The following is a 21,048-nucleotide window of genomic DNA, read 5'->3' on the forward strand; positions in this document are numbered from 1 at the left end:
TGTCGCCTTCCAAAGCCCTGCCTGCAACGCCCTCCCATTCTGACCAGCGGGTAGTTTGACGCTGGCAGGCGCTGGTGGAAGGGGTTAGGACGGATGCGGAGGATCCCCCATGCGCAATCCCGACAGCCTCACGACCAGACCCAACGAAGACACACCTCAGGGTCTGGCCTTTGCCATTGCAGCCTATGTTTTCTGGGGGTTCCTGCCCCTCTATATGAAGGCACTAGCGCATATCCCGGCTGCCGAGGTCGTCGCCCACCGGGTGGTCTGGTCTGTGCCGATTGCCGCGTTTGTACTCGTGGCGATGCGGCGGACGCGGGATTTGAAGGCGGCCTTACTCTCCCCCCGGACGCTGCTTATGGGCGCGGTCACGGCCACGCTGATCTCGATCAATTGGGGCATCTATGTTTGGGCGATCGCCTCGGGCCACGCGCTTGATGCAGCATTGGGTTATTACATCAACCCTCTGTTCAGCATTCTATTGGGCGCCCTTCTTTTGGGCGAACGCATGTCCAAACGGCAATTGCTGGCAGTTGGCCTCGCCGTAGGAGCCGTGCTCGTGCTGGCACTGGATACCGGATCGATCCCATGGGTTGCTTTGGGGCTGACATTAAGCTGGGGTTTTTACGCCTTGGCGAAAAAGAGCCTGCCGATCGGGCCGAACCAAGGCTTCCTGCTCGAAGTGCTCCTCCTGCTCGTCCCGGCCCTCGCCTATATCGCCTACCTTACATCGACCGGTCAGGGGAATTTTCTCACTGGGGCGCCTGTCGATACTTGGCTTTTGCTGGGCTGTGGCGCGGTTACAGCCGTGCCTTTGTTAATTTACGCCAACGGCGCCAAGCTCTTGCGTCTCTCGACCATTGGAATTCTGCAGTACATCGCGCCCACCATGATCTTCATCGTAGCGGTCTTTGTTTTCGGCGAAAAATTTGGCCGCGCGCGGATGATCGCATTTCCGATGATATGGGCGGCGCTGATCCTTTACTCGTCTTCGATGCTTCAACAGATGCGTCGGAGCCGCCCTGCTAAGGGGTCCTTAGGGCAGGGCTAAAGCTTTAAAATTCTGCCGCACACTCCCCAGAATGGTCAATTAGACTGCCTGATCTGTAAGTGAAACGAATGGCTTCCTTCAAAGTCGCACATTATCTTGGTGCCTGGACGAAATACTCGTAAAGGCAGCTGTTTCTATTCGTATCAAACTGCGGACCGCGTTGACCATACCTCTGACTTCATGCTGGCTGAACACCGAGACACGACGGCTGCGCAAAACTTTTTAATCAAGGCTATAATGTAACCTATCAGGAACCGGACACCGGGACTGCCAAGACCGAGTTCAAAATCGTTCTGACAATCTCTTCCTTAAGCTTTCTTTGCCCCTCTTGGGAGACGATCTCATCCCCAAAAACTCGGGTGAAGGTAGGTTCGTTGGACACGTTAAAAAAGCACAGGGCGCTTATTTTCCAATGTAGCCGCAGGGGATCGATATCCGGGCGAAACAGCTTCATCTCGCGTCCACGCTCGAGGATTTCTTTTAACTGATCAACCGCCGGCGTGTTGCCTGATCGAATGGTTTCCGAGGCGGTCAGATGTATGCCTCGATGAATGTTCTCAATCATCACCAAGCGGATGAAATCTTCGTTGTCGCGGTGGTGTGAAAATGTAAATTTGACCAGCTTTGAGAGAGCTTCAACAGGGTCGAGGTTCTCCAGCTCAAGGGCCTTCTCGCCTTCTCGCACATCGTTGTAGGCCTGTTCGAGTACTTCGCGATAGAGGCTCTCTTTGTCCTTAAAGTAGTAAAAAATCATCCGCTTGGACGTTTTTGTCTTCTCCGCGATGTCCTGCACCCGCGCGCCTGACAAGCCATGGGCGGCGAACTCCGCTCGCGCCACGCGAAGGATATCCGCTTTAACGGCTTCGGGGTCCTGCTTCCATGAAGTGCGCTGGCGACTCGTTGATGTTTTGGCGGATGTGGTCATGCGTAACTCCCTAACGGTCCGATCAGCATAGCACAATTAACTGCTTGGTACATATCTGTTGACACACAATTAACCGCATGGTTCATTAAGGGCATTCCAGCGTGCCGGGAGGATTCGCTGGATGTATCGGAGGTAACGAATGTCGTCGCAGATCAAGAAGCAGACCAAGCACGCGCAAGACGACGGATCTGCCGATTTGTTGATCGGACTGGTGGGCCGAGGCATTCAACAGTCCCGCACCCCAAGGATGCACATGGCCGAGGGAGCTGCCCAAGGGCATCGCATTCTCTACCAAATTCTTGATGCCGATGCTTTTCCGCGAGGGGAGGCCCCGCTGGAAAAAATCGTCGACGCCGCCGAGCTTTGCGGTTTTGCCGGGTTGAACGTGACCTTTCCCTATAAAATTGACGTCATGGCCTTCTTGGACGAGTTATCTCCGAACGCCCGCGCCATTGGGGCCGTCAACACCGTGGTCTTTCGCAAGGGGCGTCGCATAGGTCACAACACTGACAAATGGGGGTTCGAAGAAGGCTTCCGTCGGAACTTGCCGGACGCGAAAATGGGCCATGTTCTGCAAATTGGCGCGGGCGGCGCAGGGGTTGCTGTCGCTCATGCGCTCCTGTCCCTTGGTGCTGCTCGCTTGACGATCACTGACGCGAACGCGGCGCGCGCCGCAGCTCTGGTGACGCAGCTTTCCCAAAATGCTGGTGCCGCGCAGATCGATGCCATTGGTCTCGACCAACTACCGGAGATAGCTCCTACAGGTGTCGTAAACGCGACACCCATGGGGATGGCGAAGCTGCCGGGCTCGGCCTACCCGGTCGAATTGCTGCATCCCGATTTATGGGTCGCCGATATTGTCTATTTCCCGCTCGAAACCGAGCTGCTTGCCGCCGCGCGCGCGGCGGGATGCCGGGTTTTGCTGGGCTCTGGAATGGCCGTCTATCAGGCCGTGCGGGCCTATGAACTCTTTACCGGGCGCAAGCCCGACCCGATGCGGATGAAAGCCACATTCGACGCTTTCATCTCATGAGACTTGCCGCGCAGGCGGCGACCGAACGCAAAATGGAGGATAGCATGCGTTTCAATTTTACCACTCTCACCACGGCCGCGGCGCTCGCCCTTGGCCTTGCCGCCGCCGGCGCACAGGCCCAGACCCTGCGCATTGCGCATGTTGATCCCGATGAGTGGACCGGCTCCAAGAAAGGCGCAGCGGCCCAGATTTTCCGCAACATCGTCGAAGGCGAGACTGATCTGGAAGTTGAAATCTTCCCGGCGGGTGCTTTGGGTAACGAAGACGAACTGGTCGGGCAGGTTCAGGAAGGCCTTCTGCAGATGGCCATCGTATCGGGGGCCATGTCCAAAGCCTGCCCCGCGGCCTCGGTTCTCGACATCCCCTACACGTTCTCTTCTGCAACCGTCGCTTGGGAGGTGCTTGACGGTGAATTCGGTGATGCACTGTCTGAGCACTGTCTTGAGCAGACCGGCATGCGGACCTTGGCCTATGGTGAAACCGGCTTTCGCAATTTTACCAACAACGTGCGCGAAATCCGTACCCCAGCCGATATGGAAGGCTTGAAATTTCGGGTACAACCGATCCCACTCTATCTTGAGATGGTCAGCGGCTTGGGCGGCGAACCGACCCCGATCGCATGGACGGAACTGCCGAATGCGCTGTCCACCGGTGTGGTTGACGGGCAAGAGAACCCGGTCGGCGTCATCTACAATAACGGACTGCACCAACTCCAAAAATACATGACCCTTGATGGTCACGTTTACGCGGCAGACTTTATCGTCGTCAGCGATGAATTCTTCCAGACTCTGACCGCCCCCCAGCAAGAGGTCGTGACCCGCGCCGCCATCGTGGCCGGCAATATGGGCCGCTCAATCCAGCAGTGGACAACGGCGCAGGGCGTGCTTTCGGTTCAGGAAGAAGGCATGCAGGTCTATTCGCCCACCGCAGAAGAACTGGCCATGTTTGCCGAGAAAGCGCAGCCCGCAGTGGTTGAGTTCCTGCGCGGCGAATTGGGCGAGAACGCCACTTGGATCGATGAGCTCCAATCGGCAGTGGCAGCAACGCAATAAGCTGCTCCTACAGCCAGGCCGTCTTCGGCCTGGCTACACCATACCAACCGCGGAGGAGCCTGGGTCATGGACAGACTGAATAGAATAGTTGCTCAAGTCTTCGGCTGGGGAGCCGGGCTTTCGATGATGCTGGTGTTTGCGATCATCTTCATCAATTCCCTACGGCGCTACACCGTGGGCCAGTCGGTCCAATGGGGCGAGGAATTGCCGGTCTATCTGGCTGCCTATGGCGTGATGTTCGGCATCTCAATGGCCTATATGCAAGACCGCCATATCCGCTTCACGATCCTAATCGATTTTCTGAGCGATCAGCGCAAGACACTGATGTTCGCGCTCAGCGACCTTGTGATGATGGTGACCGGAGTGCTGCTGGTCCTTTCTGGTATCGCCTTTCTCGAACGTCGCGGCAACACAATGTCCTCCGGCATGTTCGGTCTGGCACGCTGGCTGGAAAAGAGCACAGGGATTGAGGCCTTTGCCGCGCTCGGCACCCTTGGCGTCTACCAGTTTTCGCTGATCCTTGGCGGCGCGATGATCACCTTTGCGGCGGTTCTGAAATTCGTCGAGCGCCTGATCGCGCTCCGGGGGAACTGAAATGGTCTATATCATCCTTATCGCAGGGCTTCTCATCGGTGTGCCGATTGCCTTCGCGATCCTCGCTTCTTTGAGCTATTTCATGGCGGTGGGTGAAGCCCCCTACGCGCTGCGCATCGTCGCGACCGAACTGTTCAACGGGCTGAACTCCTACCCGTTGCTGGCCATTCCGCTTTTTGTGCTGGCCGGCGAACTGATGAACGAGAGCGGTATTACCGGACGGATCATCGCTTTTGCCAACGTCCTTGTAGGTCGGATGCGCGCCGGGCTTGCGATGGTCAACATCTGGGCCTCGGTCATCTTCGCGGGTCTGTCGGGCTCCGCTGTCGCCGACACCTCTGCCATCGGCCGGGTATTTATTCCCGAAATGGAAAAACATGGCTATGACCGTGCCTATGCGGCGGCACTGACAGCGGCCTCATCGGTTATCGGACCGATTATTCCCCCTTCGATACCGGTCATTATCTACGCGTTAATCGTCACCGGGGTCTCGGTCCCTGCCCTGTTCATGGCCGGCGTGATTCCTGGCTTGCTACTCGCTGTGTTTCTCTCCGCATACGTCATGCTGACGGTTGATATGACCAAGATCCGTCAGGCGGCAGACGACATGCCTGACGCGCAACCGGCCCGAGAGGCGCTGCTTGGGGGCATCTTGCCTCTGCTGATGCCCGTATTTGTTGTGGGATCAATCCTGCTTGGCGTGGTGACACCCACAGAGGCGGCCAGCTTTGCGGTCGCCTATGCGTTGGTTGTAGGGCTTTTTGTCTATCGCAAGATCGCATTTAAACGCCTTCCTATCATCTTTACCGAAGCCATGCGCGATAGCGCCGTGATCCTAATCATCATTGCGGCGGTTTCAGCAGCCAACTGGCTCTTGGCCTACAACCGTGTTCCAAACATGCTGACCGATTGGGTGTTGGGCAATGTTGACAGCAAGACCACGTTCTTGATCGCCGTCATCCTCCTGTTTCTCTTTGTCGGTCTCTTCCTCGAAGGCATCGCCGCGATGCTGGTTCTGGTGCCGATCCTCCACCCTATCGCAGTAAGTCTGGGCATTGATCCGGTTCACTTCGGCATTCTGGTGATCTTCAACCTGATGATCGGCCTGATTACTCCGCCTCTGGGCCTCTGTCTGTTTGTGGCAGAGGGCATCGCGGGCGTCCGCATGGCGCGCATGGTCAAGGCAATCCTGCCGTTCTTTCTGGTCGAGGTACTGGTCCTGTTGGTTCTTACATTCGTGCCGCAGACAGTGACCTGGCTGCCGCAAGTCCTGGGGTATTGAGATGAAAACTTCCATCGCAACAGTGTCCATATCCGGCAACTTCCCAGAGAAGCTCGAAGCCATTGCCGCTGCCGGTTTTGATGGTATCGAAATCTTCGAACAGGACTTTATCGCCCATGACGGGGACCCCAAAGAAGTGGGCGACATGATCCGCGCCATGGGTCTCGAGATCACCCTCTTTCAGCCATTCCGAGATTTCGAAGGTTTGCCAGAACCGCACCGGGCAAAGGTTTTTGATCGGGTGGAACGCAAGTTTGACCTGATGCAAGACCTCGGTACAGACCTTGTTCTTATCTGTTCGAGCTGCCACCCGGAAGCTCTAGGCGGCATCGACCGGTCTGCGGCGGACTTCAACGAACTCGGCGACAGGGCGGCCAAGCGCGGCCTGAGGGTCGGCTATGAGGCGCTGGCGTGGGGGCGGCACGTCAATGACCACCGCGACGCCTGGGAAATTGTGCGCCGCGCCGATCACGGCTCGGTTGGCCTGATCCTCGACAGCTTTCACACGCTGGCGCGCAGGATTGATCCGGAAACCATTCGCCGCATTCCCGGCGACAAGATCTTCTTTGTGCAACTCGCCGATGCCCCTGCAATTGACATGGATCTGCTCTATTGGTCGCGCCACTTTCGCAATATGCCGGGGGAAGGTGATCTGGATGTAACCGGCTTCATGAAGGCGGTCATGGCCACCGGGTATACGGGGCCAATTTCACTGGAGATCTTCAACGATCAGTTCCGCGGGGGCCATCCCAAGACCATCGCAAAGGACGGCTATCGATCTTTAATCGCGTTGATGGACGACGTGCGGCGTGAAGAACCGGCGACGACGCCGACAACCCCCGCTCTGCCAAAACGCTCGAAGGTCGAAGGGGTGTCCTTCGTCGAGTTCGCCGCGCGGGGCACAGAAGCCGATGCGCTGGAGCGATTGCTCGAAACGCTCGGCTTCACTCTCTCCGGCACCCATATCGCCAAAAAGCTGTCCCTCTGGACCCAAGGCGATATACGGATCGTGGTGAACCGAGAGACCACCGGCTATGCCAGCAGCGCCTATACGACCCACGGCACAACCGTCTGCGACATCGGCATTTCCGTCGATGCGGCGACTGAGACCGTAAGCCGTGCCAAAGCGCTTGGTGCCGCGCCCTTTCATCAGCCAATTGGCCCGGGAGAGTTGGATATACCGGCCATTCGCGGGCTAAGCGGCAGCGTCCTGCATTTCATCGATCAAGGCAGCGGGCTGAATGATGTCTGGTCGGTCGAGTTCAACCAGACCGACGCCGAGCAGACCCATGCGGGCCTGACAAGCATCGATCACATTGCCCAGACCATGAGCTATGACGAAATGCTCAGTTGGTCTTTGTTTTATACCACGCTGTTCGACATGGGAAAATCTCCGATGGTCGATGTGGTAGACCCCGACGGGCTAGTGCGCAGCCAAGCTTTGGAAACTCGAGACGGCGCGTTTCGCATCACGCTTAATGGCGCAGAAACTCATCGCACCATGGCAGGCAACTTCCTTGCCGATAGCTTTGGCGCCTCCGTGCAGCACATCGCACTGGAGAGCGAAGACATCTTTGCCACCAGCAGCGCGATGCGGGCCAAAGGGTTCGAGCCACTGCCAATATCGGACAACTATTACGCCGACCTCGTCGCGCGGTTCGATCTGGATGCCGACATGCTTACCGCCCTTAAGGCGGGAAACATACTCTATGATGAGGATGCAAAAGGGGCGTTCTTCCAGTTCTACTCGCGCCCTTACGCGGGGGGCATGTTCTTTGAAATCGTCGAGCGTCGTGGCGGATACGCAGGCTACGGCGCCCCCAATGCCCCCTTTAGAATTGCCGCTCAGAAACGCCTGATGCGCCCGAAAGGAATGCCAAAGAAATGACCGATAGATATGACACGGGAATGGAGGTGCGCCGCGCCGTGCTCGGAGATGCCCATGTAGACCGAGCTACCGCAAGCGAGATCGAGTTCGACAGCGCGTTCCAGACACTTATCACCGAAGCGGCTTGGGGCACTGTTTGGGCCTCTGATGCAATCTCACGGCGGGAGCGGTCCATGATCACACTCGCGCTCTTGGCTGCGACCAAGAACTTCGCCGAAATCCCGATGCATATCCGCGCCACCGCCAATACCGGCGCCACCCGACAGGACGTGATCGAAGTGTTCCAGCATGTGGCTATTTACGCCGGGGTGCCCGCCGCGAACCACGCGATCGCGCTGGCCAAACAGACCTATGCAGAAATGGAGGAGGAACAATCATGAGCAATGGCGACCTCATCCAACGTGACCGCTTGTGGCATCCGCCTGCCCTTACGCCCGATTACAAAACCAGTGTCGCGCGCTCGCCGCGCCATGCGCTTTTGTCACTGCAAAGCTCGGACAGCGAACTGACCGGACCGACCTTTGGGCAAGGCGACATTGCAGAGATCGACAATGATCTGATCCTGAACTACGCCAAAACAGGAGATCCTATCGGGGAGCGCATTATCGTGCATGGCCGTGTCTTGGACGAAAACGCGCGGCCGGTTCCGAACACCCTTGTCGAGATCTGGCAGGCGAACGCAGGGGGCCGCTATCGGCACAAGAAAGATAGTTACCTCGCGCCGATCGATCCGAACTTTGGCGGCTGCGGTCGCACATTGACCGATGACAATGGGTACTACGTCTTCCGCACTGTCAAACCCGGCGCTTACCCATGGCGGAACTGGGTCAACAACTGGCGGCCGGCCCATATCCATTTTTCTGTATTCGGGACCGCTTTTGCGCAGCGCCTGATCACCCAAATGTACTTTGAGGGCGACCCCCTCATCGCCAAATGCCCAATTGTGCAATCCATTCCGGAACAACGCGCCGTTGATCAGCTTGTCGCCGCATTGGATCTAAACGCCTCCCTGCCGCTCGATAGCATTGCCTATAAATTCGACATTGTCCTTCGGGGACGCCGCTCGACCTTCTTCGAAAACCGGCCAGAAGGGAACTGATCATGGTGCAAACACTCGACTACCTCAAAGAAACCGCATCTCAGACGGCTGGGCCCTATGTTCACATCGGGCTCGTGCCCGGCGACGCCGGCTTCGATATCTACGACCACGAACTGGGGCGGGACATTGCCGGTCCGAAGGCTGCAGGTACACGTATCACCGTCACCGGGACGGTAACCGACGGCACCGGCGCGCCGGTTAAGGACATTTTGATTGAGGTCTGGCAGGCAAATGCTGCAGGCATTTACCCCGGAAAAGGTGAAGTTGAAGACGGCTTTCGCGGTTGGGGGAGGGTCACGCCCGATTTCGAGACCGGGGTATTCAGCTTTGAGACCGTGAAGCCCGGCAAGGTGACAGGGCCCGATGCCCGGCCAATGGCCCCGCACCTCAATCTCTGGCTGGTGGCTCGGGGCATCAATGTCGGGCTCAACACGAGAATGTACTTCGATGACGAGGACGAGGCCAATGCGGCTGATCCAGTCCTCACCCTGATTGAGCAGCCCCTGCGCCGTGAAACGCTGATCGCGCGCGCCGATGGCAACGCCTATCACTTCGATATTCGCCTACAGGGCGAGGGCGAAACCGTATTCTTCGATCTATGAGGCCGCTATGACCAACCCGTGTATCATCTGCGTGGCACTCACCGGGTCCCTGCCGACGAAAGACAACAACCCGGCAGTCCCGATCACCATTTTCGAACAGATCGAAAGTGCTCAGGAGGCCTTTGAGGCGGGCGCCTCCATCGCCCATTGCCACGTGCGCGACGATCACGGTCGCCCCACTTCAGACCCGGACCGTTTTGCGCGACTGAAAGAGGGTCTGGAACAGCACTGCCCCGGCATGATCGTCCAGCTTTCAACTGGCGGGCGCTCTGGCGCGGGCAAGGAGCGTGGCGGTATGCTATCGTTGTCGCCAGACATGGCTTCGCTGTCAGTAGGGTCGAACAATTTTCCAACGCGCGTCTATGAAAACAGTCCCGACTTTGTCGACTGGCTGGCGTCGGAAATGATTACCCATGATGTCAAACCCGAGATCGAAGCCTTTGACCTTGGTCATATCGTACAAGCCACCCGCATGGTCCAAGATGGTCGGTTGAAGGGACCCCTTTATGTGCAGTTTGTCATGGGTGTGAAAAATTCAATGCCTGCGGACGAGCCGATTTTTGACTTCTACATCGAAACACTCAAACGTCTGGCACCGGACGCCCAATGGTGCGCCGCTGGTATCGGCCCTGCACAGCTGATGATCAATGAATGGTCTATCGCCAAAGGCGGTCACACCCGGACCGGCCTGGAAGACAATGTCCGGCTGGACCGCGATAGGCTCGCTCCCTCAAACGCCGCATTGGTCAAGCGGGCCGTCGCACTTTGCGAAAAATACGAGCGACCTGTCGCGACTTGGCAAGAGGCGCGGGAGATATTGGGGCTGAAGACGAGAAAGAGTGCTGCGCCAAAGACCGCCTCTGCCGCCACCCCATGATGTTCGCCACCCTCAACGGGATAACACACCACTACTTCTATCGCCCTGGAACTGGCGTGCCTGTGGTGTTTCTGAACTCGCTTGGTACAGATCTCCGGATCTGGGACAAAGTCATTGACCGGCTGCCGTCACAAACGCCAGTGCTTTGCCTTGATAAGCGCGGCCATGGGCTGAGCGACGATGGGCCAATTACGATGGATCGGCTCATCGACGATGTTGCTGCCCTTGCTCTGCACCTTGACCTGCCTCCTGCCCTGATCTGTGGTGTATCCGTTGGCGGCCAAATCGCTCAAGGTTTTGCCGCTGCCTATCCGGCGCAGGTGAGCGCGCTCATGCTATGTTGCACCGGAGCCAAGATCGGTGACGCGGAAAGCTGGAATGCGCGCATTGAAAGCGTTAGGAAATCCAGTATCGCTGCGCTCTCGGATGCCATTCTTGAACGCTGGTTCAGCCCAAGCTTTCAAGCGACACGATCGGCCGAACGGGCAGGCTACCGCAATATGCTCACCCGTACATCTGCTGCTGGCTATAGCGGCGTTTGCGCCGCAATTAGAGACAGTGACCTCACGACGCGAGCTGGGGCGATCACGGTGCCGACAGTTTGCATCGCTGGAAGTGAAGACCGCGCGACTCCGCCAGAACTCGTCAGGGCGTTGGCGCAAATTATACCGGACGCCTCCTATCGCCTCGTGCCCGGCTGTGGTCATCTACCCTGTATTGAAAACCCCAAGATTGTCTCAGATCTACTGGAAGACCTGATGGAAAAGATTTCATGACCTCCCCTTTCGAGCATCCCTGGTTGAGCGGGTTATTTGGCGACGCAGAGGCCGCGGAGATTTGGGGCCCCACGCGGCAGATGACGCATATGATCGCCTTCGAGAGAGCCTATACGCAGGGGCTGTGCAAAGTCGGCAGTATTTCTGACGATACCGCGAAAGAAGTCGCGCGTACTTTCGACGATTTCCAACCCGATATGGAAGCACTTCGTTCTGCGACAGCGCGTGACGGGGTGGTTGTTCCCGAACTTGTCCGGCAGATCAGGGACACTGCGGGCTCTCATGGTGAAGCCATACATAGCGGCGCGACGTCGCAGGATGTAATTGATACCGCCTTGGCCCTGACTTTGAAGGACTACAGTAACCTTCTGGAGCGGCGCCTTTTGGAACTGACGGAAGCCATGGACGCTTTGTCGGCGCGGTTCGGGAACCAGAGGATCATGGGGCGCACCCGGATGCAGGCGGCGATGCCCATTGCGGCACGAGAGCGGTTCGTCACATGGTCTCAGCCTTTAGACGACCATCGTCAGCGGCTCTCGCAGATCAGGCCCCGCATCGAGCGGCTTCAGCTTGGGGGCGCAGCGGGGGATCGGGCAGCTTTGCCCCATGCTGATTCTCTCGGGGCTGAAGTGGCTTTACGTCTCGGTCTCGCGAACTCGCCAAAGGCATGGCACGCAATGCGCGACGCGGTGGTCGACTACGCTGGGCTGCTGTCGCTGATCAGTGGAACGCTTGGCAAAATGGGACAAGACATCTGCCTCATGGCGCAACAAGGCGTCGATGAAATCGCGCTGGACAACGCAGGGGGCTCTTCTGCGATGCCCCACAAACAAAACCCCGTTCTGGCTGAATTGCTTGTGACGCTCGCCCGGTACAATGCCACTCAGGTGTCGGCCATGCATCAAGGGCTGGTTCACGAGCAGGAACGTTCCGGAGCGGCTTGGGCGTTGGAATGGATGGTTCTTCCGCAAATGGCTCAAACAACCGCACGCAGCTTGGCCGCATCAACCGAAATTTGCCAGGCGATCTCCCACGTTGGCTCAAAGGACATCAGATGAGTTCCCAAACGATCCATATACTCAATGGCCCGAACCTGAACCTGCTGGGTACCAGACAGCCCGAGGTTTATGGGCGGGATACCCTGCACGATGTCGAAACACTCTGCCGACGCGTTGCCGCCGAGTATGACCTGGCTATTCTGTTTCGCCAAAGCAATCATGAGGGTGAGCTCGTAGAGATGATCCAAGAAGCAAGAACCGAGGGAATGGGGATCGTCATCAACCCAGCCGCCTATACCCATACCTCAATTGCTATTCGCGATGCCTTAGCGAGTTGTGAAGTCCCGATTTACGAAGTCCATATTTCGAACGTGCACCGTCGGGAGGCCTTCCGGCACCACTCCTACGTATCTGGTGTGGCGACTGGCGTCATAGCGGGGTTTGGGATCGACGGCTATGCTGCGGCTATTCGCGCAATCTCAGGACCAAGAACAAAAAAGCTTCGTTGAATCAGGTTTTAGCCCCCCGCTGAGATTTGAAATCTGACATAAGTTACGAATTGCAATAATCGAAAATGCCCTCCACAACTCGCTCTAAGGCCAATAGAACCCGCCCGCTTTCGCGGGCTTTCTTAGAACACCCGGCAATGGACCGGAGCGTGATTGGACCATTACAAAGTGGCATGCCCACACAGACATGTCCCGGGTCCTGCAAGGTATTATTCAGGGCATTGGCTTTTTGGGCGCCGGAGCGATCATTATTCGCGCAGCAGAACAAAAGGTTCAAGGTTTGACGAGTGCTGCAAATATTTGGGCGACAGCTGGGATTGGTATCGTCGCGGGGCTCGGTCCCGAGGCAACTGCGGTCCTAGCGACGGTGATCGTGCTGATCATCCTAGCGGTTATCCGGCGCATCCTACCGTCTTCGGTTAGGCCCAACGGGGCCCAAGAAGGTCAATCACCCTATTAGGTTCCCCTTTACCCCGCCCGGTGGCCTGTCGTTTCAAGGGGCTGTATCCAACGTAATAGGTATTTGGTTTAAATTACGTAGGGCACACTCAATGCATTATGGCATCCGCTCCCGCTGCAACTGACAACGCGACGAGAACCGTCAGGACTATCGAAGCCAGCCCCATGCCGATACCTGCAAGTACAACCAGTCCGTCGCGTTCAACGAAGCCAATACCTGCGATGAAAAGCGAAATAGCAGGAAACCACCCGCTGAGTGGTAAAGGCACAAACAGTGCCAAGGCGATCAACAAAAGAAGCAATCCGATTAGACGCTCAGTTTTGGGTTGGAATACACCTTGCAGGCGCGGTCGGGTCAGGCGCTCAATGCGTCGGGAAATCGGCCGTAGACGCAGCACGGTATTTCTCAGAGCGGAACGGGACATTGAACGTTTGGCAATCCAGGGCGGCAGCCAAATATAAGAACGCCCGAGCACCAGTTGAACACTAAAGAACACCAGGGGGATGGCCGTTACAAGCGTGGCGCCGGGAGGCAGCGGCAACAGATTAATTAGGGATGAGAGCAGAATGGCCCAACCGAATGACCGCTCCCCCAACCGTTCTAAGAGGTGACCAAGGGGTATCGCGTTGCGCTGGCGCTCACTCCGAAGCACGCAAAGCAAATTGAACGATAAAGAACGACTTTTGACGTTCCTTTGCCTTTTCGACAGTGGATAACTGAAGTTGATTGTCACAATTCTCCTAAGCCCCGATGGGGAGGCGTTAAGAAAAGTGTCTCTCGGATGGTCGTCATTGGCCTGCCTTTAACTTGGGGCCAATCTGCCCGGCGCATTGATTGGCAGGTTCCTTTGGAATCCGCCCTGTTCCACTCTTGTAGGGAACTGGATGGAACTCTATTTGGGTATGAACCTGAAGGAACCAAGAGCCTATGCAATATTCTTACGAACTGAGACCGCATGGGCATTGATCTGATGTATATCGCAGCTGGCCTCGTTCTGCTCTTCGCGGGAGGCGAAGGTCTTGTGCGCGGCAGCGTCGCGATTGCCGAACGAGCTGGGCTCTCCAAAATGATTATCGGCTTGACGATCGTTGGGTTCGGCACCTCCGCGCCGGAGTTACTGGTCTCTTTGAAAGCCGCTTTCAGCGGATCCCCCGAAATTGCTCTGGGCAATGTGGTCGGAAGCAATATCGCCAATATCCTACTTATCATCGGGGCTGGGGCCTTGATCATGCCGATCACCGGTTGGGATAGGTCTGCTGTACGGGAAGCGATGGTAGCGGCCTTGGTCGCTTTCGCGCTGTTTGGTCTGCTCAAAGGAGCGTTGCTAAACCGCCTCGAGGGCGCACTCTTACTCGCTGTTCTAGCTGTCTACCTCGGTGCGACGTTCTGGATGGAAAAACGCAGCCGTGATTCCAAGATGTTTGAGCATGAGGCCGAAAACTTCGAAGGCTCTGGCGTTTCCAGAACGAGCGTAGCCGCCGTCTTTGTTGTAGGTGGCATCATAGCACTCGTGGCGGGCGCAAACCTGCTAGTGACAGGTGCAGGATCAATCGCCAAAGCCTTTGGGGTTTCCGATGCTGTGATTGGCTTGTCCCTCGTAGCCATCGGTACCTCTCTGCCCGAGCTTGCCACATCTATTTCTGCGGCCCTCAAAAAGCAGTCTGACGTTGTCATAGGCAATGTGATTGGAAGCAATATTTTCAACGTCTTGGCGATTCTCGGGATCACATCCGCTATCGTGCCGATTGAAGTGAGTGAACGGTTCCAAGGGTTTGATATGGTGTTCATGCTGCTACTGTCCTGCGGCCTGGCTGTGATCTTGGTTGCAGCCAAGCGCATTGGTCGAGTAGCAGGCTTCCTGTTCATAGCGGGTTATGCAGTTTACATTAGATACCTGTTCCAAAGCGGCGCGATCAGCTAGCCTTCCTGAATATTCCCGGCCGAGGTCGCATGAAGATGTAGCTCAAGCCAGACCGATTAGATGGCCGCTCAATCGCATTCGGTGCTGACCATCGTCTCATCTGGCACCTGCGTGTTGCAGTAGATCCCAGCATCAAGATCAGTGTCGATGAGAATGGCATCTTCGAAGACGGCTGCTTTGAGAACCGCGTTCTCGAATGTTACGTTGATGAGCCTGGCACCGGTGAAACTGGCGCCCGTCAGATCGGCAGAGGCAAACGAAACATTCTCGAGGGTTGCCTGGTCAAACAGCGAAAGGTTGAGACCTGCTTCCGAGAAGTCCACGTCCCTTAATTGAGCTTCGGTCAGGTCTATCCCGGTCAACTTCCGACCTGTGAGGTCCATCTGCTCGAAGGTACAACCGGAACATCTGCCGAGCATGCGCAATTGCTTCTCCTGCTCCGGTTCCTGCCCGATCGCGGAAGTGCCGAAGAGAGAAGCGACAGTCAGAAGCACGCCAAGGCGGCTCGTCGGAAACGCATGATTTTTCAAGAAGTACCACCTAAGCCTATCAGGCCTTTCAAAAGTCAAAAAGCTCGCTCAAAAAGCCTTCGCGACGCTTCTTTTTATAAGGCCTGCCGTGGTCGCGATCTTGTCCCGAACTGCGCAGAGAGGCGACCTCACGGGGGGCAGGTTCGGGATCCGACCGTTCAATGATCTTGTCTAGCTCGCCTCGGTCTAACGTAACCGCGCCATTGGCACCGCCTGCCTGACGCTTGGGCGATGATCTAAGACACGTGTTTAACTACGTCGTTAACGACGTGTCTTATGCGGGGTCATCGGTGCGTTATGAAATTCTTGGGATGGAGCGGCGGCGCTTCTGGCGTGATGAGGATAAGCTCGAGATCATCATGTCGGTTGGGGTTGGCGGCGCAACGGTGACGCAGGTAGCGCAGCGCCATGAAGTGACGCGGCAGCAAATTTACGCTTGGCGGCACGACCTGAAGAAGAAGGGTCTGTGGTCACCGGATGCCGGGGCGCTTTTCTACCCATTGGATATGCCAGTGGCGGCTGGAGTTCCGATAGCGCAGGATACGGTTGCTGAAACGTCGCCACCGGTTGCGGTTGAATTGCGTCTGGGTGGCGGCCGTAGTTTGCATTTTGAAAGCACGATTGATCCGACTGCGCTGTCGGTGCTGATCCGCGCGGTGGACGCCGCATGATCGGTCCCGGCACCGGTGTGCGTGTGTATCTGGCGTGTGGTGTCACGGATATGCGAAAGGGGATCGCGGGGCTGGCCGCTTTGGCGCAGGATGTGTTGCGTCAGAAACCAGCCAATGGTGCGGTATTTGCGTTCCGTGGGCGGCGCGGGGATCGGATCAAGCTTCTGTTCTGGGATGGCCAGGGGTTTTGTCTCTACTACAAAGTCTTGGAGCGTGGCCGCTTCCCCTGGCCGAATGCTGCGGATGGGTCGATGCGGCTGACATCAGCACAGCTCGCGATGCTGTGGGAGGGGATCGACTGGCGACGTCCGGATTGGGGTGCTCCGCCAGCGCGTGTGGGGTAATTCTGCGCTCGAATTATCGTTATTTATATGGCGCTTTAGCCTAATTTTTGGTAGTCAGGCGCATGTCTGAACCTACTGAAAATCTGCCTGATGATCCCGCTGAATTAAGAGCGATGATCGCAGCATTGCAGGCCGAGAACGCTCAGATCGCGGCAGAAAACGCCAAGATGTCGGCGACATTGCGCGTCCATGATCAGCTGGTTCAGGCCCTGCGCCTGCGGATCGCCAAGTTGCAAAAACTGGCCTTTGGCAAATCCTCGGAAAAGATCGAACGCGAGATCGAACAGCTGGAATTGGCGCTCGAAGACCTGCTGGTCGCGGTGGCCGAAGACGATGAAGCGCTCATCGACGAAGGGCAGGATGAACCGTCACCGGAAGCTGCCGATGCGCCCGCTTTGCGTCGTCGGCCACGTGTCTCAGATGCGACCCCGCGCGAGCGTCGTGAACTGGACCCCGGTGCCTGCTGCCCCGACTGTGGCGGCGATCTGCGTGTAGTGGGTGAGGATGTCAGCGAACTGCTGGACATGATCGCCGCGCAAATGAAAGTGATCCAGATCGCCCGGATCAAGAAATCCTGCCGCCGTTGTGAGCGGATGGTGCAGGAACCAGCCCCCAGCCGCCCAATTCCGGGCAGTATGGCGGGGCCAAACCTGCTGGCCCATGTCCTGGTCTCGAAGTTCGACGATCATTTGCCTTTGTATCGCCAGCACGAGATCTTCGCCCGCATGGGAGCGGACATTCCCGAAAGCACGCTGGTCGGCTGGTGCGGGCGGGCCATGAAGACCCTGCAGCCGCTGATCGCACGGATCGAGGCGGACATCATGGCCAGCGACCTGCTGCATGCGGACGACACACCCATCCGGGTGCTGGATCGCAGCATGCGCGACAAGGGACTTGGCAAGGGTGTCAAGCAAGGCCGGATCTGGGCCTATGTGCGCGACCAGCGACCCTGGGCGGGGGCATCGCCACCGGGTGCTGTCTATCGCTTTGCGCCAGACTGGAAAGAAAAGCACGTTCTTAGCCACCTGGCCGATGCGCGCGGCATCCTGCAAGCGGATGGTTACAAAGGCTATGCCAAGCTCTACGCGCCTGAACCCGATGGCACATCGCGTTTGCGCGAGGCCGCCTGTTGGGCGCATTTGCGACGCGACTTCCACGACTTCTGGACCTCGACCAAATCCGAGATCGCCCGCGAGGCGCTTGACCGGATCGGCAAGTTCTACGACATCGAGCGCGATATAAACGGCCAGTCCGCTGACGTGCGTCATGCGACGCGTCAAAAGCTTACCCAGCCCAAGGTGACAGCCTTCTTCGCCTGGTCTGAACAACAGCTCCTGCGCATCCCCGGCAAAAGCGATCTGGCCAAGGCGTTCCGCTATGGCCTCGCGCGGCAGAAGGCCCTCAGCCTGTTCCTGATCGACGGGCGTGTGGCCATCGACAACAACCCGGCCGAACGCGCCCTGCGCCCGATTGGAATAGGGCGTAAAAACTGGCTCTTCGCGGGCGCCGATACCGGCGCGGAAACCCTCGCACGCGCGATGACTGTCATTGAAACGGCCAAGCTGAACGGTCTCGACCCGCTGGCCTATATGGCTGACATTCTCGACCGCATCCACGATCACAAGATCAACAGGCTGGATGAGTTGCTGCCGTGGAACTGGTCGCCGGTGGCATCAGCAACGAGCAATCAAGCCGCGTAGGCCGCGGTATCAACGAGGCGGTTACGGTCTAACCAAACCCCCCGACATTGAGGGCAATAGTCAATTTCTACACCGGAGCGATCTGTCATTACCAGCTGGGTTCCATCGATCGGACATTGCATCAGTTAGCCTCCCTCATTCCTGAAGTTAATTGGGCACCCGCGATGCAAACTGCAACCACCTCAAATTTATTCTCGCCAGAATCGCTGTGCGTTTGAGCGGCTGGAGCGGAGCCAGCCAAGTTCCAGATGGTCCTATAAAGTGGAGTGCATGCCTGCTCTCCGGGGGCTAGCTAGATCACGCGTGGTTTGGGGGATCTAGCTGCGCAGCATCCCAACGATCAGATGAAGCGGCCTCTTTCAAAAAAGTGATAACAGTCTCAGGCAGATAGGGTTTAGCAATAAATGTCGAGCCGGTAGGAAGACTATTTGCCGCCACATTTGGGGCTCCAGATGCGACAATGATCGCAATGTGGGGCCATCTTCGGTGAACGATCTGGGCGAGTTCTAAACCGTTTATTGAGCCAGGCATCTCAATATTTGTGAACATGATGCCTATGTCATTACGCGATGTGAGAATTGTGAATGCTTTGGCCGAATGTGCAGCAGCGTATCCCGAGAGGCCCGCATCCTCCACAATGCCCATGGCCGCAAGGCGCAAAAATGGATCAGCTTCTACGACGAGAACGCCGCATGCATCACTAACGATCATATCTGAGATGTCCCTATGCGCTGAGATTTACATATCATTGCTAGATAAGCGTTCTTTGTCATTTTCAATTGACCTGCCCCCCTTCCTCACTAAAGCCATTTTCCCGACAAATATTTAACAACATTGAGTATCCGTCGGATTCTTTCCTCCAAGCTGGGAGGATGGTTAAGTAGTAATGGCGCCGCATCGCTAAAAATTCACTTGTCGGAGGAAGGTGTACCTATGAAAAAACATACGCACAGCGCCTCTCCTGCAAGTTGTCCCACCGACCAGCTTAAAGGTCGAGATGCTCCGGTAAATAGCGTACCGCATGCCATAGCGATCGAAACTATGGAAACTGCGTTGGCCGCTGCTCGGATAGCCGTGTTTGAGCTCGATCTGGTTGCAGACACCTCGAATGTCTCAGCAACTTGGCGTGATCTTATGGATGTCGACCTATCCGACGGCGTCGACTTTCAAACAGAATGGCGAAAGAGAATCCACCCTGACGACGAAGTGCTTATCGAACGCGCATTGGCTGACTACGTAAATGGCCAAGCCCCCCGGGTGGCAGTAGAATATCGGCTGCGTTCACGTGATGGGTTGGACTGGCTCTGGATGCGTACAGATGCCGAAGCAACTGAGTGGGATGCTCAGGGGAATGCTCTCAACTTGGTCGGGACGCAACGAGACATTACAGACCGAAAACGCGCCGAGATAGCGCTGCAAGGTAGCGAAAAACAATTTAGGTCTCTGATGAACAATGCCCCCATCGGAACAGCCTTGGTTTCATTGGAGGGTCAGTGGCTGGCGACAAATGCAGCAATGACTGCCTTCCTTGGCTATTCAGAAGAAGAACTGAGAAGCACAGACTTCCAGTCCATAACGCATGAGGACGATCTAAAAAGTTGCCTTTTGAAAGTCCAAAAACTTTTAAATGGTGAAATTGACGCTTTCGAACTCCATAAAAGGTATGTGCGCCCCGATGGAGAGATCGTTTGGGGGCATCTCTGCGTGGTTCTTGTGCGGAGCGATGATGGCCAACCTCTGCACTACATAACTCAGGTCTTAGACATAACTGAGGCTCGGAAGTTGGATTTCCTCAGGAACGAGTTCATGTCCATCGTTGCTCATGAATTACGCACGCCCGTGACGGCAGTCGTAGGGGCGCTGGATATGCTCGACATCATTTGTCCCAATGGTCCAATAGAAAAAGTGCAGCAGCTTGTAAAAATTGCCAAACGCGGCGGTGACCGGTTGCGCACAGCGTTGGAAGACCTACTCGACTTCGAACAAATGTCAGGCGGAGTTTTATCTCTCAACTTGACTGACACAAATATTATCGAAATTTTAAGAGAGGCGCTGCTGAAGAGCCAACCCGTCATGGATCAGCATAAAAGTTCAGCCCGCATGATCCTACAGGAAAGCGAGATCTTTTGGAAATGCGATCCGGTTCTGTTGGATAAAGCGCTTAGACACCTGCTCTCAAATGCTGCTAAATTTTCTCCTGAAGATACTGAGGTTCGGGTTATAATCGCGAGGGATACAAGCCAATTAAGCATCCGTGTAAAAGATTCAGGCCCCGGCATTCCCGATAATCTTCAGGAGAAGATATTTCAGCCTTTCTGGCAGCAAGACACATCTGACACAAGAGAGCAGCAGGGTATCGGCCTCGGGCTCACTATTTCCCGCCAGGCGATCCGAAGAATGGGCGGTGAGCTATCAATCGAACCCTGTGATGGGGCTGGGGCTGAGTTTCTCATCACGCTTCCCGCTTGCCCCTTGCGATGAACTCATCGTTGAAAGTTCACGCCCAAGTAGCGAGAGCTTGATTCCAGTTCATAATGGTCTCAGACTTCTCTATCTTGGCCTCAGTAAAGCCACACATAGACGATGCCGTTCAAAAGTTCTGCGAGAGTTATGATCAGGAAAACTTGGGTTGTTGTCGCCATCGTCTGCCACCTTCCACCATGTCGTCTTGCAATCAAAAAGTGCGTAGTAAACTCTTCCCCGGTCAGTCTGGCATCACGAGACCGGTTGGCCAAG

The 21,048-nt window shown here is 56.4% G+C and carries 23 protein-coding genes and 1 pseudogene; 19 read left to right on the plus strand and 5 right to left on the minus strand.

Translation table 11 applies throughout. From position 1 onward, the window contains the following. Nucleotides 1–109: 109 nt before the first annotated feature. Nucleotides 110–1,051 (plus strand): EamA family transporter RarD, encoded by a 942-nt coding sequence (gene rarD / locus K3762_RS18660; protein WP_260013292.1) that lies wholly within the window; start codon nt 110–112, stop codon nt 1,049–1,051. 247 nt (nt 1,052–1,298) lie between these two features. On the opposite strand, the gene K3762_RS18665 is transcribed toward rarD, so the two are convergent. Next, a complete protein-coding gene (locus tag K3762_RS18665; protein WP_260013294.1) occupies nt 1,299–1,976 on the minus strand; it encodes a TetR/AcrR family transcriptional regulator in 678 nt (225 codons plus the stop codon). A 139-nt stretch (nt 1,977–2,115) separates the two neighbouring features. Here K3762_RS18665 and K3762_RS18670 point away from each other — a divergent pair, with 139 nt between their 5' ends. The 13 genes from K3762_RS18670 (at nt 2,116) to K3762_RS18730 (ending at nt 13,146) form a co-directional block, all read left to right on the plus strand. Then, the gene (locus K3762_RS18670) at nt 2,116–3,009 is read left to right on the plus strand and encodes a shikimate dehydrogenase (RefSeq protein ID WP_260013295.1); all 894 of its coding nucleotides are present in this window, start codon (nt 2,116–2,118) and stop codon (nt 3,007–3,009) included. A gap of 44 nt (nt 3,010–3,053) precedes the next feature. After that, nucleotides 3,054–4,061 (plus strand): DctP family TRAP transporter solute-binding subunit, encoded by a 1,008-nt coding sequence (locus tag K3762_RS18675; protein ID WP_260013296.1) that lies wholly within the window; start codon nt 3,054–3,056, stop codon nt 4,059–4,061. Between the two features lie 66 nt (nt 4,062–4,127). Then, nucleotides 4,128–4,655, plus strand: coding sequence for a TRAP transporter small permease (locus K3762_RS18680; protein WP_260013298.1), 528 nt, complete (start codon nt 4,128–4,130; stop codon nt 4,653–4,655). Nucleotide 4,656: 1 nt separating this feature from the next. Beyond that, nucleotides 4,657–5,937, plus strand: coding sequence for a TRAP transporter large permease (locus K3762_RS18685; protein WP_260013299.1), 1,281 nt, complete (start codon nt 4,657–4,659; stop codon nt 5,935–5,937). A 1-nt stretch (nt 5,938) separates the two neighbouring features. Beyond that, nucleotides 5,939–7,825, plus strand: coding sequence for a bifunctional sugar phosphate isomerase/epimerase/4-hydroxyphenylpyruvate dioxygenase family protein (locus tag K3762_RS18690; protein ID WP_260013301.1), 1,887 nt, complete (start codon nt 5,939–5,941; stop codon nt 7,823–7,825). Further along, nucleotides 7,822–8,205, plus strand: a complete 384-nt coding sequence (pcaC, locus tag K3762_RS18695) for a 4-carboxymuconolactone decarboxylase (RefSeq protein ID WP_260013303.1) — start codon at nt 7,822–7,824, stop codon at nt 8,203–8,205. Before K3762_RS18690 ends, pcaC begins: the two co-directional genes overlap by 4 nt. Next, a complete protein-coding gene (gene pcaH / locus K3762_RS18700) occupies nt 8,202–8,924 on the plus strand; it encodes a protocatechuate 3,4-dioxygenase subunit beta (protein ID WP_260013305.1) in 723 nt (240 codons plus the stop codon). The genes pcaC and pcaH overlap by 4 nt, the downstream gene beginning before the upstream one ends. 2 nt (nt 8,925–8,926) lie before the next feature. After that, nucleotides 8,927–9,526: a protocatechuate 3,4-dioxygenase subunit alpha gene (pcaG, locus tag K3762_RS18705; protein WP_260013307.1), complete on the plus strand. Its 600-nt coding sequence runs from the start codon at nt 8,927–8,929 to the stop codon at nt 9,524–9,526. Nucleotides 9,527–9,533: 7 nt separating this feature from the next. Further along, entirely contained in the window at nt 9,534–10,403 is an 870-nt protein-coding gene (locus K3762_RS18710) for a 3-keto-5-aminohexanoate cleavage protein (RefSeq protein ID WP_260013310.1), read from the plus strand. Next, complete coding sequence (pcaD, locus tag K3762_RS18715; RefSeq protein WP_260013313.1) at nt 10,400–11,179, plus strand: 3-oxoadipate enol-lactonase; 780 nt, start codon at nt 10,400–10,402, stop codon at nt 11,177–11,179. Before K3762_RS18710 ends, pcaD begins: the two co-directional genes overlap by 4 nt. Next, the gene (locus K3762_RS18720) at nt 11,176–12,237 is read left to right on the plus strand and encodes a 3-carboxy-cis,cis-muconate cycloisomerase (RefSeq protein WP_260013316.1); all 1,062 of its coding nucleotides are present in this window, start codon (nt 11,176–11,178) and stop codon (nt 12,235–12,237) included. The genes pcaD and K3762_RS18720 overlap by 4 nt, the downstream gene beginning before the upstream one ends. Continuing rightward, nucleotides 12,234–12,686 (plus strand): type II 3-dehydroquinate dehydratase, encoded by a 453-nt coding sequence (gene aroQ / locus K3762_RS18725; protein WP_260013318.1) that lies wholly within the window; start codon nt 12,234–12,236, stop codon nt 12,684–12,686. Before K3762_RS18720 ends, aroQ begins: the two co-directional genes overlap by 4 nt. 187 nt (nt 12,687–12,873) lie before the next feature. After that, nucleotides 12,874–13,146 carry an MgtC/SapB family protein gene (locus tag K3762_RS18730; RefSeq protein ID WP_311198999.1) on the plus strand — a complete coding sequence of 91 codons (273 nt, stop codon included), beginning with the start codon at nt 12,874–12,876 and terminating at the stop codon, nt 13,144–13,146. Nucleotides 13,147–13,234: 88 nt separating this feature from the next. Here K3762_RS18730 and K3762_RS18735 read toward each other — a convergent pair whose 3' ends face one another. Further along, complete coding sequence (locus K3762_RS18735; RefSeq protein WP_260013319.1) at nt 13,235–13,879, minus strand: exopolysaccharide biosynthesis protein; 645 nt, start codon at nt 13,877–13,879, stop codon at nt 13,235–13,237. A gap of 222 nt (nt 13,880–14,101) precedes the next feature. Here K3762_RS18735 and K3762_RS18740 point away from each other — a divergent pair, with 222 nt between their 5' ends. Continuing rightward, nucleotides 14,102–15,067, plus strand: coding sequence for a calcium/sodium antiporter (locus K3762_RS18740; RefSeq protein ID WP_260013321.1), 966 nt, complete (start codon nt 14,102–14,104; stop codon nt 15,065–15,067). Between the two features lie 68 nt (nt 15,068–15,135). On the opposite strand, the gene K3762_RS18745 is transcribed toward K3762_RS18740, so the two are convergent. Beyond that, a complete protein-coding gene (locus K3762_RS18745) occupies nt 15,136–15,597 on the minus strand; it encodes a pentapeptide repeat-containing protein (RefSeq protein ID WP_260013323.1) in 462 nt (153 codons plus the stop codon). Between the two features lie 245 nt (nt 15,598–15,842). Between K3762_RS18745 and tnpA the strand changes: the two genes are divergently transcribed. The 3 genes from tnpA to tnpC all read left to right on the plus strand — a co-directional run bounded on the left by tnpA (nt 15,843) and on the right by tnpC (nt 18,312). Beyond that, nucleotides 15,843–16,268, plus strand: coding sequence for an IS66-like element accessory protein TnpA (gene tnpA / locus K3762_RS18750; protein ID WP_260013325.1), 426 nt, complete (start codon nt 15,843–15,845; stop codon nt 16,266–16,268). Further along, complete coding sequence (gene tnpB, locus K3762_RS18755) at nt 16,265–16,612, plus strand: IS66 family insertion sequence element accessory protein TnpB (RefSeq protein ID WP_037967155.1); 348 nt, start codon at nt 16,265–16,267, stop codon at nt 16,610–16,612. The genes tnpA and tnpB overlap by 4 nt, the downstream gene beginning before the upstream one ends. Nucleotides 16,613–16,674: 62 nt before the next feature. Continuing rightward, entirely contained in the window at nt 16,675–18,312 is a 1,638-nt protein-coding gene (tnpC, locus tag K3762_RS18760) for an IS66 family transposase (RefSeq protein WP_260013328.1), read from the plus strand. 14 nt (nt 18,313–18,326) lie between these two features. Here the strand turns inward: tnpC and K3762_RS18765 are convergent. Together K3762_RS18765 and K3762_RS18770 are read right to left on the minus strand one after the other, a co-directional pair. Further along, nucleotides 18,327–18,434 (minus strand): annotated as a pseudogene (locus K3762_RS18765) (zf-TFIIB domain-containing protein); the annotation flags it as partial. Between the two features lie 175 nt (nt 18,435–18,609). Beyond that, complete coding sequence (locus K3762_RS18770; RefSeq protein ID WP_260013331.1) at nt 18,610–19,023, minus strand: response regulator; 414 nt, start codon at nt 19,021–19,023, stop codon at nt 18,610–18,612. 222 nt (nt 19,024–19,245) lie between these two features. Here K3762_RS18770 and K3762_RS18775 point away from each other — a divergent pair, with 222 nt between their 5' ends. Continuing rightward, nucleotides 19,246–20,793, plus strand: a complete 1,548-nt coding sequence (locus K3762_RS18775) for a PAS domain S-box protein (RefSeq protein ID WP_260013334.1) — start codon at nt 19,246–19,248, stop codon at nt 20,791–20,793. Nucleotides 20,794–21,048: the final 255 nt, after the last annotated feature.

It is taken from the genome of Sulfitobacter sp. W074 (assembly GCF_025142275.1).
Lineage (GTDB): Bacteria > Pseudomonadota > Alphaproteobacteria > Rhodobacterales > Rhodobacteraceae > Sulfitobacter > Sulfitobacter profundi.

Bases quoted from the DNA above. Each gene is read 5' to 3' on its own strand.
- rarD (WP_260013292.1), top strand. From the start codon at position 110: ATGCGCAATCCCGACAGCCTCACGACCAGACCCAACGAAGACACACCT.
- K3762_RS18665 (WP_260013294.1), bottom strand. From the start codon at position 1,976: ATGACCACATCCGCCAAAACATCAACGAGTCGCCAGCGCACTTCATGG.
- K3762_RS18670 (WP_260013295.1), top strand. From the start codon at position 2,116: ATGTCGTCGCAGATCAAGAAGCAGACCAAGCACGCGCAAGACGACGGA.
- K3762_RS18675 (WP_260013296.1), top strand. From the start codon at position 3,054: ATGCGTTTCAATTTTACCACTCTCACCACGGCCGCGGCGCTCGCCCTT.
- K3762_RS18680 (WP_260013298.1), top strand. From the start codon at position 4,128: ATGGACAGACTGAATAGAATAGTTGCTCAAGTCTTCGGCTGGGGAGCC.
- K3762_RS18685 (WP_260013299.1), top strand. From the start codon at position 4,657: ATGGTCTATATCATCCTTATCGCAGGGCTTCTCATCGGTGTGCCGATT.
- K3762_RS18690 (WP_260013301.1), top strand. From the start codon at position 5,939: ATGAAAACTTCCATCGCAACAGTGTCCATATCCGGCAACTTCCCAGAG.
- pcaC (WP_260013303.1), top strand. From the start codon at position 7,822: ATGACCGATAGATATGACACGGGAATGGAGGTGCGCCGCGCCGTGCTC.
- pcaH (WP_260013305.1), top strand. From the start codon at position 8,202: ATGAGCAATGGCGACCTCATCCAACGTGACCGCTTGTGGCATCCGCCT.
- pcaG (WP_260013307.1), top strand. From the start codon at position 8,927: ATGGTGCAAACACTCGACTACCTCAAAGAAACCGCATCTCAGACGGCT.
- K3762_RS18710 (WP_260013310.1), top strand. From the start codon at position 9,534: ATGACCAACCCGTGTATCATCTGCGTGGCACTCACCGGGTCCCTGCCG.
- pcaD (WP_260013313.1), top strand. From the start codon at position 10,400: ATGATGTTCGCCACCCTCAACGGGATAACACACCACTACTTCTATCGC.
- K3762_RS18720 (WP_260013316.1), top strand. From the start codon at position 11,176: ATGACCTCCCCTTTCGAGCATCCCTGGTTGAGCGGGTTATTTGGCGAC.
- aroQ (WP_260013318.1), top strand. From the start codon at position 12,234: ATGAGTTCCCAAACGATCCATATACTCAATGGCCCGAACCTGAACCTG.
- K3762_RS18730 (WP_311198999.1), top strand. From the start codon at position 12,874: ATGTCCCGGGTCCTGCAAGGTATTATTCAGGGCATTGGCTTTTTGGGC.
- K3762_RS18740 (WP_260013321.1), top strand. From the start codon at position 14,102: ATGGGCATTGATCTGATGTATATCGCAGCTGGCCTCGTTCTGCTCTTC.
- tnpB (WP_037967155.1), top strand. From the start codon at position 16,265: ATGATCGGTCCCGGCACCGGTGTGCGTGTGTATCTGGCGTGTGGTGTC.
- tnpC (WP_260013328.1), top strand. From the start codon at position 16,675: ATGTCTGAACCTACTGAAAATCTGCCTGATGATCCCGCTGAATTAAGA.
- K3762_RS18770 (WP_260013331.1), bottom strand. From the start codon at position 19,023: ATGATCGTTAGTGATGCATGCGGCGTTCTCGTCGTAGAAGCTGATCCA.
- K3762_RS18775 (WP_260013334.1), top strand. From the start codon at position 19,246: ATGAAAAAACATACGCACAGCGCCTCTCCTGCAAGTTGTCCCACCGAC.